General features: G+C 59.8%; 20 protein-coding genes. 10 read left to right on the top strand and 10 right to left on the bottom strand.

Going from position 1 to position 14,571, the window contains the following annotated elements:
* Positions 1-225: 225 nt before the first annotated feature.
* Genes BLL38_RS16720 through BLL38_RS16700 form a run of 5 tightly spaced genes read left to right on the top strand, consistent with a single transcriptional unit; the run spans position 226 to position 3,999 of the window.
* Positions 226-621: a FagA protein gene (locus BLL38_RS16720; protein ID WP_076963555.1), complete on the top strand. Its 396-nt coding sequence runs from the start codon at positions 226-228 to the stop codon at positions 619-621.
* Complete coding sequence (locus BLL38_RS16715; protein ID WP_076963554.1) at positions 614-1,990, top strand: class II fumarate hydratase; 1,377 nt, start codon at positions 614-616, stop codon at positions 1,988-1,990. The genes BLL38_RS16720 and BLL38_RS16715 overlap by 8 nt, the downstream gene beginning before the upstream one ends.
* Before the next feature lie 27 nt (positions 1,991-2,017).
* Complete coding sequence (locus BLL38_RS16710; RefSeq protein ID WP_076963553.1) at positions 2,018-2,461, top strand: hypothetical protein; 444 nt, start codon at positions 2,018-2,020, stop codon at positions 2,459-2,461.
* Between the two features lies 1 nt (position 2,462).
* Positions 2,463-3,074 (top strand): superoxide dismutase, encoded by a 612-nt coding sequence (locus tag BLL38_RS16705; protein WP_076963552.1) that lies wholly within the window; start codon positions 2,463-2,465, stop codon positions 3,072-3,074.
* A gap of 31 nt (positions 3,075-3,105) precedes the next feature.
* Positions 3,106-3,999 (top strand): ZIP family metal transporter, encoded by an 894-nt coding sequence (locus tag BLL38_RS16700; protein WP_076963551.1) that lies wholly within the window; start codon positions 3,106-3,108, stop codon positions 3,997-3,999.
* 141 nt (positions 4,000-4,140) lie between these two features.
* On the opposite strand, the gene BLL38_RS16695 is transcribed toward BLL38_RS16700, so the two are convergent.
* From BLL38_RS16695 to BLL38_RS16650, 10 genes are all read right to left on the bottom strand, one after another.
* The gene (locus BLL38_RS16695; RefSeq protein ID WP_076963550.1) at positions 4,141-4,413 is read right to left on the bottom strand and encodes an HPr family phosphocarrier protein; all 273 of its coding nucleotides are present in this window, start codon (positions 4,411-4,413) and stop codon (positions 4,141-4,143) included.
* 16 nt (positions 4,414-4,429) lie between these two features.
* Positions 4,430-5,287 (bottom strand): RNase adapter RapZ, encoded by an 858-nt coding sequence (gene rapZ / locus BLL38_RS16690; RefSeq protein ID WP_076963549.1) that lies wholly within the window; start codon positions 5,285-5,287, stop codon positions 4,430-4,432.
* A 2-nt stretch (positions 5,288-5,289) separates the two neighbouring features.
* Positions 5,290-5,754, bottom strand: coding sequence for a PTS IIA-like nitrogen regulatory protein PtsN (gene ptsN, locus BLL38_RS16685; RefSeq protein ID WP_076963548.1), 465 nt, complete (start codon positions 5,752-5,754; stop codon positions 5,290-5,292).
* Positions 5,755-5,766: 12 nt separating this feature from the next.
* The gene (gene hpf, locus BLL38_RS16680; protein WP_032860085.1) at positions 5,767-6,072 is read right to left on the bottom strand and encodes a ribosome hibernation-promoting factor, HPF/YfiA family; all 306 of its coding nucleotides are present in this window, start codon (positions 6,070-6,072) and stop codon (positions 5,767-5,769) included.
* A 75-nt stretch (positions 6,073-6,147) separates the two neighbouring features.
* The gene (locus tag BLL38_RS16675) at positions 6,148-7,641 is read right to left on the bottom strand and encodes an RNA polymerase factor sigma-54 (protein WP_076963547.1); all 1,494 of its coding nucleotides are present in this window, start codon (positions 7,639-7,641) and stop codon (positions 6,148-6,150) included.
* 184 nt (positions 7,642-7,825) lie between these two features.
* Positions 7,826-8,551: an LPS export ABC transporter ATP-binding protein gene (lptB, locus tag BLL38_RS16670; RefSeq protein WP_029291791.1), complete on the bottom strand. Its 726-nt coding sequence runs from the start codon at positions 8,549-8,551 to the stop codon at positions 7,826-7,828.
* Positions 8,551-9,084, bottom strand: coding sequence for a lipopolysaccharide transport periplasmic protein LptA (gene lptA, locus BLL38_RS16665; RefSeq protein ID WP_076963546.1), 534 nt, complete (start codon positions 9,082-9,084; stop codon positions 8,551-8,553). The genes lptB and lptA overlap by 1 nt, the downstream gene beginning before the upstream one ends.
* Complete coding sequence (gene lptC, locus BLL38_RS16660) at positions 9,071-9,643, bottom strand: LPS export ABC transporter periplasmic protein LptC (RefSeq protein WP_076963545.1); 573 nt, start codon at positions 9,641-9,643, stop codon at positions 9,071-9,073. The genes lptA and lptC overlap by 14 nt, the downstream gene beginning before the upstream one ends.
* Before the next feature lie 8 nt (positions 9,644-9,651).
* Positions 9,652-10,176 (bottom strand): KdsC family phosphatase, encoded by a 525-nt coding sequence (locus BLL38_RS16655; protein WP_076963544.1) that lies wholly within the window; start codon positions 10,174-10,176, stop codon positions 9,652-9,654.
* A complete protein-coding gene (locus tag BLL38_RS16650; RefSeq protein ID WP_076963543.1) occupies positions 10,177-11,151 on the bottom strand; it encodes a KpsF/GutQ family sugar-phosphate isomerase in 975 nt (324 codons plus the stop codon). It abuts the gene before it with no gap.
* Between the two features lie 286 nt (positions 11,152-11,437).
* Between BLL38_RS16650 and BLL38_RS16645 the strand changes: the two genes are divergently transcribed.
* The 5 genes from BLL38_RS16645 to BLL38_RS16625 are packed head-to-tail and all read left to right on the top strand — an operon-like array spanning position 11,438 to position 14,478.
* Positions 11,438-12,247 carry an ATP-binding cassette domain-containing protein gene (locus BLL38_RS16645; protein ID WP_038443322.1) on the top strand — a complete coding sequence of 270 codons (810 nt, stop codon included), beginning with the start codon at positions 11,438-11,440 and terminating at the stop codon, positions 12,245-12,247.
* Positions 12,247-13,044 (top strand): lipid asymmetry maintenance ABC transporter permease subunit MlaE, encoded by a 798-nt coding sequence (mlaE, locus tag BLL38_RS16640; protein WP_076963542.1) that lies wholly within the window; start codon positions 12,247-12,249, stop codon positions 13,042-13,044. Before BLL38_RS16645 ends, mlaE begins: the two co-directional genes overlap by 1 nt.
* Complete coding sequence (gene mlaD, locus BLL38_RS16635) at positions 13,044-13,511, top strand: outer membrane lipid asymmetry maintenance protein MlaD (protein ID WP_076963541.1); 468 nt, start codon at positions 13,044-13,046, stop codon at positions 13,509-13,511. Before mlaE ends, mlaD begins: the two co-directional genes overlap by 1 nt.
* An 11-nt stretch (positions 13,512-13,522) precedes the next feature.
* The gene (locus BLL38_RS16630) at positions 13,523-14,176 is read left to right on the top strand and encodes an MlaC/ttg2D family ABC transporter substrate-binding protein (protein ID WP_076963540.1); all 654 of its coding nucleotides are present in this window, start codon (positions 13,523-13,525) and stop codon (positions 14,174-14,176) included.
* Complete coding sequence (locus BLL38_RS16625) at positions 14,173-14,478, top strand: STAS domain-containing protein (protein WP_076963539.1); 306 nt, start codon at positions 14,173-14,175, stop codon at positions 14,476-14,478. Before BLL38_RS16630 ends, BLL38_RS16625 begins: the two co-directional genes overlap by 4 nt.
* Positions 14,479-14,571 lie beyond the last annotated feature (93 nt).

Genomic DNA, 14,571 nt, shown 5'->3' with positions numbered 1-14,571 from the left:
CTCGGGCTGGTCTCGATACTGGATACGATAAACCGACTTAACCGTATAACCTGAACCGCCGTATACGGAACCGTACGTACGGTGGTGTGAGAGGACGGCGGATGTGAATCCGCCTCCTACTCGATCCTGGAATATTGCCGTGCAGACAAAGCTATAGGGTTGATAGCTTGTTTTGATTCTCAATATCATTTAATAATAAATATCATTATCGAGCGAGTGTGGATCATGAGTTCTGTCCTGCACGAGGATCCCTACCTGGAAAGCTGGCGCTGGATGAGCCGTCAGATTCGCTGCGGGCTCAACCCTGACGAGCCACGGCTGATCGAGCATTACCTGAACGAAGGTCGCTACCTGGCCTGCTGCACGGCCACGCACCCGTGGACCATCGCCGAGACCTCGTTTTGCCTGCTGATCGACACCGCCACCGATATCGCCTTGCCCTGGCATTGGCGCTCCACATGCCTGGACCAGGCCTGGCGCCCGCTGCGCGACCTGGAAAACCTTTCGCACTGCGCCTGCCGCCTCAAGCGCTGGCAGACCTTTGCCTGGCAATTGGCGACTTGTGAACTGCAACCTTCGATTTCTCACTCCGACTTGGTGCAAGGATCTTCCGATGAGTAACACCCGTATCGAACGCGACAGCATGGGCGAACTACTGGTACCGGCCGACGCGTTGTATGGCGCGCAAACCCAGCGTGCGGTGAACAACTTCCCGATCAGCCACCAGCGCATGCCGGCCCCGTTCATCCGCGCCCTGATCCTGGCCAAGGCCGCCGCCGCCAAGGCCAACGTCGATCTCAAGCAGATCAGCGAAAGCCAGGGCAAAGCCATTGTCGACGCCGCCCAAGGCTTGCTGGAAGGCGATTTCATGCAGCATTTCCCGGTGGATATCTTCCAGACCGGTTCCGGCACCAGCTCCAACATGAACGCCAATGAAGTGATTGCAACCCTGGCCAGCCGCCTGCTGGGCGAGCCGGTCAACCCCAACGACCACGTCAATTGCGGGCAAAGCAGCAACGACATCATCCCGACCACCATTCACGTCAGCGCCGCACTGGTGCTACATGAGCAGACGTTGCCGGCGTTGCTGCACCTGGTTGAGGTGATCGAGCGCAAGGCGGTAGAGGTCCATCCATTCATCAAGACCGGGCGTACCCACCTGATGGACGCCATGCCGGTGCGCATGAGCCAGGTGCTTGAGGGGTGGGCGCAGCAACTCAAGGCCAATATCGCTCACTTGCAGGGCCTGCTGCCAAGTCTGCAGGCCCTGGCCCAGGGCGGTACTGCGGTGGGGACCGGGGTCAATGCGCACCTTGAGTTTGCTACACGTTTCAGCCAGCAGTTGAGCAGCCTGACCCAGGTGCGGTTCACTCCGGGCAAGAACCTGTTCGCCCTGATTGGCTCCCAGGACACCGCGGTCGCCGTTTCCGGCCAGTTGAAAGCGATTGCCGTATCGCTGATGAAAATCGCCAACGACCTGCGCTGGATGAACTCCGGCCCACTCGCCGGCCTCGGTGAAATCGAGCTTGAAGGCCTGCAACCGGGGTCGTCGATCATGCCGGGCAAGGTCAACCCGGTGATTCCAGAGGCCACGGCCATGGTCGCGGCCCAGGTGATCGGCAATGACAGTGTGATCACGGTCGCCGGTCAATCCGGCAATTTCGAGCTCAACGTGATGCTGCCGATCATCGCCCAGAACCTGCTCAGCAGCCTGGAGCTGTTGGCCAACTCCAGCCGCCTGCTGGCGGACAAGGCCATCGCCAGCTTCAAGGTCAACGAGCCCAAGCTCAAGGAAGCCTTGGCGCGCAACCCGATCCTGGTCACTGCCCTCAACCCGATCATTGGTTACCAAAAGGCCGCTGAAATCGCCAAGAAAGCCTATCAACAAGGCCGGCCGGTGATTGATGTGGCGCTCGAACACACCGACCTGCCGCGCAGCCAACTGGAAGTCCTCCTGGACCCGGAAAAGCTCACGGCGGGTGGCGTGTAATAACCGACCCTGCTTTGGAGGCTCACCATGGAGCACTGGAAACGCACGATCGAACGGGCCAATCGCTGCTTTATGCAGGGCGAACTGGTGGATGCCCGCGAGCATTACCTGCAAGCCCTGGCCCTGGCCCAAGTGTTGTTCGAGCGCTGGGGGGATGCCGACGAGGCGGTGGCGGCCTGCGTCATTTCCCATCACAACCTGGCGGACCTGCACCTGCGCCTGAACCAGCCTGAAGAAAGCGCCGAATACCTCTGCGCCATTCACCAGCGTTTGCTGCAGACCCTGCAGGACACCCGGCTGCCTCAGGCCTTGCGCGAGGCAGCCTTGCGCCAGAGCAGCAAGACCTACGTCGAACTGTTGAATTTCATCAGCGATCACGGCGAGTACCCCCGTACCCATCGCTTGCTGGGCAACCATACGTCGCAGATAGGTGCGCCGACCCGCAACAGCCCTTTTTATGGAGCACATTGATATGTCCTACACCTTGCCTGCCTTGCCGTACGCCTACGATGCCCTGGAACCGCATATCGATGCGCAAACCATGGAAATCCACTACACCAAGCACCACCAGACCTACATCAATAACCTCAATGCCGCCGTCGAAGGCACCGAGTTCGCTGGCTGGCCCATCGAGAAACTGGTCTCCAGCGTCCAGCAATTGCCGGAAAAACTGCGCGCCGCGGTGATCAACCAGGGGGGCGGGCATGCCAACCACTCGTTGTTCTGGGCGGTCATGTCGCCCAAGGGCGGCGGCAAGCCCGAAGGTGCCCTGGGCCAGGCGATTGATACGCAGCTGGGTGGTTTTGATGCCTTCAAGGAGGCCTTCACCAAGGCCGCGTTGACCCGTTTCGGCAGCGGTTGGGCCTGGCTGAGCGTGACCCCGCACAAGACCCTGGTGGTCGAAAGCAGTGGCAACCAGGACAGCCCGTTGATGAGCGGCAATACTCCGATCCTCGGTCTGGACGTGTGGGAGCACGCCTACTACCTGCTTTATCAAAACCGCCGTCCTGAATACATCAACGCCTTCTACAGTGTTATCAACTGGCCGGAAGTCGCTGAACGCTACCAGGCTGCCCTCGCTTAATGACCTCTTATAACCAGACCTAAGGCCGACTATGGGCACTGAAACACTGGCGATCAGCAGCGGACGAATGTTCCGCTATGCATTTGGCTCGCTGCTGCTATTGGCGGGAACGGCATTGCTGGTGGCCCACGGGCTGGCCTGGCTGAACCTGGAGCCGCGGATCCTGCGCGCACTGCAAGGGGGGGCAATCTGCGCCCTGGGCACGGCGTTGGGCGCGGTGCCGGTCCTGGTGATCCGGCGGATGCCGTTGGCGGTCAGCGATACATTGCTGGGGTTTGGCGCCGGCGTGATGCTGGCGGCGACTGCGTTTTCGCTGGTCGTGCCGGGGATTGCCGCCGCCGAAAACCTGGGGCTGACGCCCTGGGCCTCCAGTGGCTTGATCAGCTTCGGCATCATGCTGGGCGCTTTTGGCTTGTTTCTGGTCGACCGCAAGGTCTCCGGGGCCAGCCCGGACATGTTGGTCGGTACGCCCGACAAACCGGTGATCCCGCCGCGCATCTGGCTGTTCGTGTTCGCGATCATTGCCCATAACATTCCCGAAGGCATGGCGGTGGGCGTCTCGGCCGGCGGTGGCATGCCGGATGCCGACAGCTTGGCCATGGGCATTGCCTTGCAGGATGTGCCGGAAGGGCTGGTGATTGCGTTGGTGTTGGCAGGGGCAGGGATGTCGCGAGCCAAGGCTTTCATGATTGGGGCGGCCTCCGGGCTGGTAGAGCCGGTGTTTGCCGTACTCTGTGCCTGGCTGGTGAGCCTGGCCGAGATGCTGCTGCCTTTGGGCCTGGCGCTGGCGGCCGGGGCGATGCTATTGGTGGTGACTCACGAAGTGATCCCCGAATCGCGCCGCAATGGGCATGACAAGCTGGCGAGCCTGGGGTTGTGCATCGGGTTTTGCCTGATGATGGCGATGGATACAGCGCTGGGCTGATGCCTAGCGCAAACCCAATGTAGGAGCTGGCTTGCCTGCGATGCAGGCACCTCGGCTTTTCGTCTAGACCGAGGTGATGCTATCGCAGGCAAGCCAGCTCCCACACAAGCCCATACACATGGAATTTATGTTGGGCAGGGGCTATTCGCCTTCGTCGAAGTAGTTATTGATCAACTGCACCAGCGCGTCCAACGCTTCCCGCTCCTGCTCGCCTTCGGTCTTCAGGTGGATCGTGGTGCCCTTGCCGGCTGCCAGCATCATCATCGCCATGATGCTTTTGCCATCGACCATGGACTCTGGCGTACGCCCGGCGCGCACCTGGCAAGGAAACTGGCCCGCGACCCCGACAAATTTGGCCGACGCACGGGCATGCAAGCCCAGTTTGTTGATGATTTCAATTTCCAGAGCAGGCATCGCGAAGGTGTTCCTTTCAGCTGAGGTCGCGGTGGCGAACCTGGACATTCTTGAGGGTTTGCTGCAAGACCTGGCCCAGGCGCTCGGTCAGGTAGACGGAGCGGTGATGCCCGCCGGTACAGCCAATGGCGATGGTGACATAGGCCCGGTTGCTGGCGGCAAAGCGCGGTAGCCACTTGAGCAGGTAGCTGGAGATGTCCTGGAACATCTCCTCCACATCCGGTTGTGCCGCCAGGTACTCGGCAACGGGCTGGTCCAGCCCAGACTGGTCGCGCAGTTCCGGCTTCCAGTAAGGATTGGGCAGGCAACGCACGTCAAATACCAGGTCGGCGTCTATCGGCATGCCCCGCTTGAAACCAAAGGATTCGACCAGGAAGGCCGTGCCCGGTTCCGGCTGGTTCAGCAGGCGCAGCTTGATGGCGTCGCGCAGTTGGTAAAGGTTCAGGCTGGTGGTGTTGATCTTGAGGTCGGCCAAGTCAATGATCGGCCCCAGCAGCTTGGTCTCGTCTTCGATGGCTTCGGCCAGCGAGCGGTGCGGGCTGCTCAGCGGGTGGCGGCGACGGGTTTCCGAGAAGCGCTTGAGCAGCGTTTCTTCGTCGGCATCCAGGTACAGCACGTCGCAATGGATGTGCTTGGCGCGTACCTCTTCCAGCAGTTCCGGGAATCGCGTGAGGTGGCTGGGCAGGTTGCGCGCGTCGATCGACACCGCCACCAGCGGTTGGGCCAGTTCGGTATGGATCAACGCACGTTCGGCCAGCTCGGGCAGCAGGCCGGCCGGCAAGTTGTCGATGCAATAGAAACCACTGTCCTCAAGCACATTGAGGGCCGTACTTTTACCCGAGCCGGAACGCCCGCTGACGATGATCAGACGCATGATTACTGCCCGCTTTGCTCATCCAGAACCACCTGATACAGCGCTTCATTACTGCTGGCGCTGCGCAGTTTCTTACGTACTTCTTCACGGTCGAGCATGCTGGCGATCTGCCGGAGCAGCTCCAGGTGCGCATCGGTGGCGGCTTCCGGGACCAGCAGGACAAACAGCAGGTCAACCGGGGCGCCATCGATGGCGTCAAAATCTATGGGCGCCTCCAGGTGCAACAGGGCGCTTATCGGTGCGTCGCAGCCTTTGAGGCGGCAGTGAGGAATCGCGATGCCGTTGCCAAAACCGGTCGAGCCGAGTTTTTCACGGGCTATCAGGGCATCGAAGACATCTTGCATTTCCAGGTCAGGCACTTGGCGGCTGATCAGGTTGGCAATTTGTTCGAGGGCTTTCTTTTTACTGCCGCCCGGCACGTTCACAAGGGAACGGCCGGGGGTCAGGATGGTTTCAAGTCGAATCATGGGTGGGGAGTGTTAGCGGCCTGTGCCTTGAAGAAGGCTCTGCTGCTTTTCCTTATGCTTTTTGATTTGGCGATCCAGCTTGTCGGTCAGGTCGTCAATGGCGGCATACATGTCTGAATGCTCTGCATTGGCGACTACTTCCCCGCCGGGTATACGCAAGGTGGCTTCGATTTTCTGCTTTAGCTTTTCGACAGACATGATGACTTGCACATTGGTGATCTTGTCGAAATGCCCCTCAATCCGTTTGAGTTTTTCGCTGATGTAGGCGCGCAGCGGTTCGGTCACTTCCAGTTGGTGTCCACTGATATTGACTTGCATACAGCTTCTCCTTCGTTGCCAGTGCATAAAGCGGCGGGTAGGAATACCCGCCACTGGAACGCTGTGGCCTGCCCGTCACATCAACCGCTTACGCTCGCTGGAAGGCGCGATCCCAAGGGACTCGCGGTACTTGGCGACGGTTCGACGGGCGACCTGAATGCCTTGTGCCTCCAGTAAACCAGCGATCTTGCTGTCACTCAACGGCTTTTTCTGATTTTCCGCGGCAACCAGTTTTTTGATGATCGCGCGGATCGCCGTGGACGAGCATTCGCCGCCTTCGGAGGTGCTGACGTGGCTGGAGAAAAAGTATTTCAGCTCATAGATACCGCGCGGGGTATGCATGAATTTCTGGGTGGTGACCCGGGAAATGGTCGATTCATGCATGCCGACGGCTTCGGCAATGTCATGCAGCACCAGCGGCTTCATTGCCTCGTCGCCGTATTCCAGGAAGCCGCGCTGATGCTCGACGATCTGGGTGGCCACTTTCATCAGGGTCTCGTTGCGGCTTTGCAGGCTCTTGATGAACCAGCGCGCTTCCTGCAACTGGTTGCGCATGAAGGTGTTGTCGGCACTGGTATCGGCCCGGCGCACGAAACCTGCGTATTGCGGGTTGACCCGCAGGCGCGGCACCGATTCCTGGTTCAGTTCCACCAGCCAGCGCTCGTTGTCCTTGCGCACGATTACGTCGGGGACGACGTATTCGGCTTCGCTGGACTCGATTTGCGAACCGGGACGCGGGTTGAGGCTCTGGACCAGTTCGATGATCTGGCGCAGGTCATCTTCCTTGAGCTTCATCCGGCGCATCAACTGGCTGTAGTCGCGGCTGCCCAGCAGGTCGATGTAGTCGGTGACCAGGCGTTGGGCCTCGGCCAGCCAGGGGGTCTTGGCGGGCAGCTGGCGCAGTTGCAGCAACAGGCACTCGCTGAGGTTGCGCGCACCAATGCCGGCGGGCTCGAACTGCTGGATGCGGTGCAGGACCGCTTCGATTTCGTCCAGCTCGATGTCCAGTTCCGGGTCGAAGGCCTCGAGGATTTCCTCAAGGGTCTCGTCCAGGTAGCCCTGATTATTGATGCAGTCGATCAGGGTCACGGCGATCAGGCGATCGGTGTCGGACATCGGGGCAAGGTTCAGTTGCCACAGCAAGTGGCTCTGCAGGCTTTCACCGACGGAGGTGCGGGTGGTGAAGTCCCACTCGTCATCGTCGTTGCTGGGCAGGCTGCTGGCGCTGGTCTGGTAGACATCTTCCCAGGCCGTATCCACCGGCAGTTCATTGGGAATGCGCTCGTTCCACTCGCCTTCTTCCAGGTTATCCACCGTGGGTGCGGTTTCCTGGTAGGACGGTTCCTGGACGTCGGCGTTGGGTTTTTGCTCGATGTTGTCGGCCAGTGGGTCGGCATTGTCGAAGTCGTCGCCTTCTTCCTGGCGTTCGAGCATCGGGTTGGACTCCAGGGCCTCCTGGATTTCCTGTTGCAGGTCCAGGGTCGACAATTGGAGCAGGCGGATGGCCTGTTGCAGCTGCGGTGTCATCGTCAGCTGCTGGCCCATTCTCAGGACTAGCGATGGTTTCATGGCAGGGGCTTAACACCTTATTCGCCGGCGCAATGCGCCATCCACGACAGGGCGCGTGAGCGCCAAACATAAGCAAATTATATGCCTGATATCGGGGGCTTTGCCTAGAGCGCGGTAACAATAAAAATAATAAGGTTTTTATTGACTCCCGCGCCTGATGGCGAATGTCCTGACATCCCAGTGTTTACAGGCGGAACTCGTGCCCCAGGTACACTTCCTTGACCAGTTCGTTGGCCAGGATGGTGGCGGAGTCCCCTTCGGCAATCAGTTGGCCGTCGTTGACGATATACGCGGTTTCGCAGATATCCAGGGTCTCACGCACGTTGTGGTCGGTGATCAACACGCCGATCCCCTTGGCCTTGAGGTGATGGATGATCTGCTTGATGTCGCCTACCGAAATCGGGTCGACACCGGCGAAGGGCTCGTCCAGCAGGATGAACTTCGGTGCCGTGGCCAGGGCGCGGGCGATTTCCACACGACGACGCTCGCCGCCGGACAGGCTCATGCCGAGGTTGTCGCGGATGTGGTTGATGTGGAACTCCTGCAGCAGGCTTTCCAGTTCCTGGCGGCGTCCATCGCGATCCAGTTCCTTGCGGGTTTCAAGGATCGCCATGATGTTGTCGGACACTGACAGTTTGCGGAAGATCGATGCCTCCTGGGGGAGATAGCCGATACCGGCCCGTGCACGACCGTGCATGGGCTGGTGGCTGACGTCCAGGTCGTCGATCAAGACGCGGCCCTGGTCCGCCTGGACCAGGCCGACGATCATGTAGAAGCAGGTGGTCTTGCCGGCACCGTTGGGGCCAAGCAGGCCGACGATCTGGCCGCTGTCGATCGACAGGCTGACGTCGCGCACGACCTGACGGCTTTTATAGGCCTTGGCCAGATGCTGGGCTTTCAGGGTTGCCATTACTGGGCCTTCTTCTTCGGCTGGATAACCATGTCGATGCGCGGACGTGGTGCAGTGACCTTGGTGCCATTGGCGCGGCCGGCAGTGGCGACCTGCTTGACGGTGTCATAGACGATTTTCTCGCCTTCGGTCGAGTTGCCGTCGCTGCTGATCACTTTGGCGCGGTCAGTCAGTACGATGCGGTTTTGCGGCGCGTGGTACTGGATGGTCACGCCGTAGCCTTTGATCGGGCCTGGGTCGGCGGCGTTTTGCTTCTGTTCAAAGTAGGCCAGGTTGCCCACCGAGGTCACGACGTCAATCTCACCTGCCGGGGTGCGGGTCAGGGTCACGGTATTGCCGGTAATCTTCATCGAGCCCTGGGTGATGATGACGTCGCCCTTGTAGGTCGCGATACCTTGCTTGTCATCCAGTTGCGCATCGTCAGCCTGAATGTGGATCGGTTGCTGGCTATCGTTCGGCAGAGCCCAGGCGCTCACGCTTCCCAGTGCTGCGCCCAGACCGAGCAAAATAGGGAGGGTTTTAACGAGCCTCATACTGTCCTCTTACGTTCGATAGCAGGTGTATCCTGCTTTCTTTCAAATACGCTTTCATTCCCTTGCCAGTCGATACACCGCCAGCGCCGTCGATTCTAACGTCTTGCTCGGTCTGCGCATATTGCTTCTGTGGGAATACGGTCATGCGACTGCTGGTAATGATGGTCTCGCGCTTCTGGGCGTCGGTGCGCGCAACGCGCACCGAGTCGATCAGCTCCACTTCGGTGCCGTCCGGGTTGACCTCGCCACGCTTGCTGGTGACATGCCACGGGAATTCGGTGCCGCGATACAGGTTCAGGTCCGGGTTGGTCAGCAATGTGACCTCGGAAGCCTTCAGGTGTTCGACCTTGTCCGACGTCATTTCGTACTGCACCTTGCCGTCCGGCAGGAACTGCACGCTGTAGGCGTTGGTGGCGTAATAGTCGATGGCGCCCTGGTCGGCCTGCACAACCGGGTGGTCGAGGAAGCGCTCCGGGCTGATGTTCCAGTAGCCCACCGCGAGAAACAGCGCGGCGATGGCTCCGAGTATCAGGAAGTTGCGAATCTTTTTGCTCAGCATAGAAGGCTCTATAGGTAGGCGGCGTGGGCCGCTTCAAGGCTGCCCTGGGCACGCAGGATCAACTCGCAGAACTCGCGGGCGGCGCCTTCGCCGCCACGGGCCTGGGTAATGCCATGGGCATGTTCGCGCACAAACGCCGCAGCATTGGCCACCGCCATGCCCAGGCCGACGCGGCGGATCACCGGCAGGTCGGGCAGGTCATCGCCCAGATAGGCGACCTGCTCATAGCTTAGGTTGAGTTGGCCAAGAAGCTCGTCCAGAACCACCAGTTTATCCTCACGGCCCTGGTAGAGGTAAGGAATCCCCAGGTTTTGTGCGCGACGCTCCACGACCGGAGTCTTTCGACCACTGATAATCGCCGTTTGCACGCCAGAGGCCATCAGCATTTTGATGCCCTGGCCGTCCAGGGTATTGAACGTCTTGAATTCGCTGCCGTCTTCAAGGAAGTACAGGCGGCCATCGGTCAGCACGCCGTCCACGTCGAAAATCGCCAGTTTGATGGCCTTGCCCCGTTGCAACAGGTCGGTGTTCATTTACATCACTCCTGCGCGCAGCAAATCGTGCATGTTCAGGGCGCCAATCGGGTGATCGGTCTCATCGACCACCACCAGGGCGCCGATTTTGTGGTCTTCCATGATCTTCAGGGCTTCGGCCGCGAGCATTTCGGCGCGGGCGGTCTTGCCGTGGGGGGTCATGACCTGGTCGATGGTCGCGGTATGGATATCGATGGTGCGGTCCAGGGTGCGACGCAAGTCGCCGTCGGTAAACACCCCGGCCAGGCGCCCGTCGGCTTCAAGGATCACGGTCATGCCCAGGCCTTTGCGGGTCATTTCCATCAGCGCGTCCTTGAGCAGGGTGCCACGCTGTACCTGGGGCAGTTCATCGCCGGTGTGCATCACGTTTTCCACTTTCAGCAACAGGCGACGGCCGAGGGCGCCACCGGGGTGGGAAAAGGCGAAGTCTTCGGCGGTAAAGCCACGGGCTTCCAGCAGGGCCACGGCCAGGGCGTCGCCCATGACCAGGGCGGCAGTGGTGGAGGAGGTCGGCGCCAGGTTCAGCGGGCAGGCCTCGTGGGCCACATGCACGTTCAGGTTCACTTCGGCGGCCTTGGCCAGCGTCGAGTCCGGGTTGCCGGTCACGCTGATCAGCTTGATGCCCAGGCGCTTGATCAGGGGCAGCAGGGTCACGATTTCGTTGGTGGTGCCGGAGTTGGACAGGGCCAGGATCACGTCGTCGCGGGTGATCATGCCCATGTCGCCATGGCTGGCTTCGGCCGGGTGCACGAAAAACGCGGTGGTGCCGGTACTGGCCAGGGTGGCGGCAATCTTGTTGCCGACATGGCCTGACTTGCCCATGCCGACCACGACAACCCGGCCTTTACTGGCCAGGATCATCTCGCAGGCGCGTACGAAATCTGCGTCGATATGGGCCAGCAAGCCTTCTACGGCTTCAAGTTCGAGGCGGATGGTGCGTTGTGCGGATTGAATAAGGTCGTTGGATTGGCTCATGTCTGAAATCGTATAGCCTGACGAAAAGTCGGCGATTATAGCGGTAATGATCAATTCCCTCACGCAAGTTCGTCAGGGTTTGTTCACCATGAATGTGAGAACCTTCTCAAATGCACTTTAGCTGTCCTGTTTCTGAACAAGCGCTGCTCCGGCCTTGGGCGCTTTATCTCAGCAGTGATATAGTTCGCCGCCAGTTCGGTCCGCACAGCTCACATGTGTCTAACTGTCGCAAGCAGTTGTCCCAAACGTGGTGTCTGAGTGAGAAGCTGCATCCCAAGGAGTTTAGATGAGTGCCGATAACGCCTACGCGGTCGAGCTGAAGGGCCTTTCCTTCAAGCGCGGTACGCGCAGCATCTTCAATAATGTCGATATTCGCATTCCCCGCGGCAAGGTGACGGGCATCATGGGGCCGTCCGGTTGCGGCAAGACGACCCTGCTGCGCCTGATGGGCATGCAGTTGCGTCCCACCGCCGGGGAAGTCTGGGTCAATGGCCAGAACCTGCCGACCCTGTCGCGCAGCGACCTGTTCGATGCGCGCAAGCACATGGGGGTGCTGTTCCAGAGCGGTGCCCTGTTCACCGATCTCGATGTTTTTGAAAACGTCGCGTTCCCGCTGCGGGTACACACCCAGCTGTCCGAAGAGATGATTCGTGACATTGTATTGTTGAAGCTGCAGGCCGTCGGCCTTCGCGGTGCCATCGATCTGATGCCAGATGAGCTCTCCGGCGGTATGAAGCGGCGTGTGGCCCTGGCACGGGCGATTGCCCTCGACCCGCAGATCCTGATGTATGACGAACCGTTCGTCGGCCAGGACCCTATCGCCATGGGCGTCCTGGTGCGCCTGATCCGCCTGCTCAACGATGCGCTGGGCATCACCAGTATCGTGGTTTCCCACGACCTGGCCGAAACCGCGAGCATTGCCGACTACCTGTATGTGGTCGGCGATGGCCAGGTATTGGGGCAGGGTACGCCTGAAGAACTGATGAACGCCGATAACCCGCGGATTCGCCAGTTCATGACCGGCGATCCTGATGGCCCGGTGCCTTTTCATTTTCCGGCAGCGGACTACCGCGCAGATCTTCTGGGGAAGCGCTGATGCGCAAGACATCTTTAATCGAGAAGGTTCGCCTTTTCGGTCGTTCCGGCATCGACATCGTCGAAGTGCTCGGGCGTTCGACGATTTTCCTGTTTCACGCCTTGCTGGGCCGCGGCGCTATCGGCGGCGGTTTTGGCTTGCTGCTCAAGCAGTTGCACTCGGTGGGCGTGATGTCCCTGGTGATCATCGTGGTCTCCGGGGTGTTCATCGGCATGGTGCTGGCGTTGCAGGGCTTCAATATCCTGTCCAGCTACGGTTCCGAGCAGGCGGTGGGGCAGATGGTTGCGCTGACGCTGCTGCGTGAACTGGGGCCGGTGGTCACGGCCTTGCTGTTTGCCGGCCGCGCGGGCTCCGCGTTGACCGCCGAGATCGGCAACATGAAGGCCACCGAGCAGTTGTCCAGCCTGGAAATGATCGGCGTGGACCCGCTCAAGTACATTGTTGCCCCACGCCTGTGGGCCGGCTTCATCTCACTGCCACTGCTGGCAATGATTTTCAGCGTGGTCGGGATCTGGGGCGGGTCGTGGGTGGCGGTGGACTGGCTGGGGGTCTATGACGGCTCCTACTGGGCCAACATGCAAAACAGCGTGACGTTCAGCGGTGACGTGCTCAATGGCATTATCAAGAGCATCGTCTTTGCCTTCGTCGTGACCTGGATCGCCGTATTCCAAGGCTATGACTGTGAGCCCACTTCAGAGGGGATCAGTCGTGCCACCACCAAGACCGTTGTGTACGCCTCGCTGGCGGTACTGGGCCTTGACTTCATTTTGACCGCCTTGATGTTTGGAGATTTCTGATGCAAAACCGCACTGTGGAGATCGGTGTCGGCCTTTTCTTGCTGGCTGGCATCCTGGCTTTACTGTTGCTCGCCCTGCGAGTCAGCGGCTTGTCGGCCAGCTCGAGCGCCGATACCTATAAACTTTACGCCTACTTCGACAATATCGCCGGTTTGACGGTCAGATCCAAAGTGACCATGGCCGGTGTGACTATCGGCAAGGTCACGGCAATCGATCTGGACCGCGACAGCTTCACCGGCCGAGTGACCCTGCAACTGGACAAGAAGGTAGATAACCTGCCGACTGACTCCACGGCGTCTATCCTCACGGCGGGTCTGCTGGGCGAGAAGTACATCGGTATCAGCGTGGGCGGGGAAGAAGCCTTGCTCAAGGATGGTTCGACCATTCATGACACACAGTCGTCGTTGGTATTGGAGGACCTGATCGGTAAATTCCTGCTTAATACGGTTAGTAAAGACGCCAAATGAGGAGTTTGTTCATGATCTCTACCTTGCGACGTGGCCTGTTGGTGCTGTTGGCAGCCTTGCCATTGATGGCTAACGCCGTGGCGGCGCCCTCGGCGCACGACATTATTGAGAGAACCACCAAAGAGCTGCTGGCTGACCTTGCCGCAAACAAGGAACAGTACAAGCAGAGCCCAAGCGCGTTCTACGATGCCCTCAACGGTATCGTGGGCCCTGTGGTCGACGCTGACGGCATCTCCCGCAGCATCATGACGGTCAAGTACTCGCGCAAGGCCACGCCTGCGCAAATGCAGCGTTTCCAGGACAACTTCAAGCGCAGCCTGATGCAGTTCTACGGCAATGCCCTGCTGGAATACAACAACCAGGGGATCGTCGTGTCCCCGGCCAAGGATGAGTCCGGCACCCGTACCAGTGTGGACATGCAGGTCAAGGGCAACAATGGCGCGGTCTATCCGGTTTCCTACACCCTTGAGAAAATCAACGGTGAATGGAAAGTGCGCAACGTGATCATCAACGGCATCAACATCGGTAAGCTGTTCCGTGACCAGTTCGCCGATGCCATGCAGCGCAATGGCAACGACCTGGACAAGACCATCGATGGTTGGGCCGGTGAAGTGGCCAAGGCCAAGGAAGTGACCGAAGAAGCTGCAGAGAAGCAGGCGCCATGACCGAGTCGGCTGTTCGTCAAGGCCAGGCCGGCGAGCTGCTCTTAAGTGGCGTGCTCGACTACAGCACCGGGCCGGCCCTGCGCAAGCAGGGCCAGGCGCTGATCAATGCCAGCACCGCGCAGGCATTGGTCCTCGATTGCTCGGCGGTGGTGAAGTCCAGCAGTGTTGGCCTGTCATTGCTCCTGTGTTTCCTGCGTGACGCCGCAGCGGTCAAGAAACCTGTCAGTATTCGCGCATTACCCGAGGATATGCGTGAAATCGCCCAGGTTTGTGGTTTGACTGAGCTGTTGACGCATCCTTAATACACCTTATTGAAGAAGCCCCCCGTCAGAGTCCTGCTATGCGGGGTTCGCAGGCGCGGGGCTTTTTTGTATGATGTGCGACCCGTGCGCACT

Origin of the sequence: Pseudomonas gessardii (assembly GCF_001983165.1) — a bacterium.
GTDB classification, from domain to species: domain Bacteria; phylum Pseudomonadota; class Gammaproteobacteria; order Pseudomonadales; family Pseudomonadaceae; genus Aquipseudomonas; species Aquipseudomonas gessardii.
Note: the sequence above shows the minus strand (reverse complement) of the source record. Positions and strands in the feature narration are given on the sequence as shown.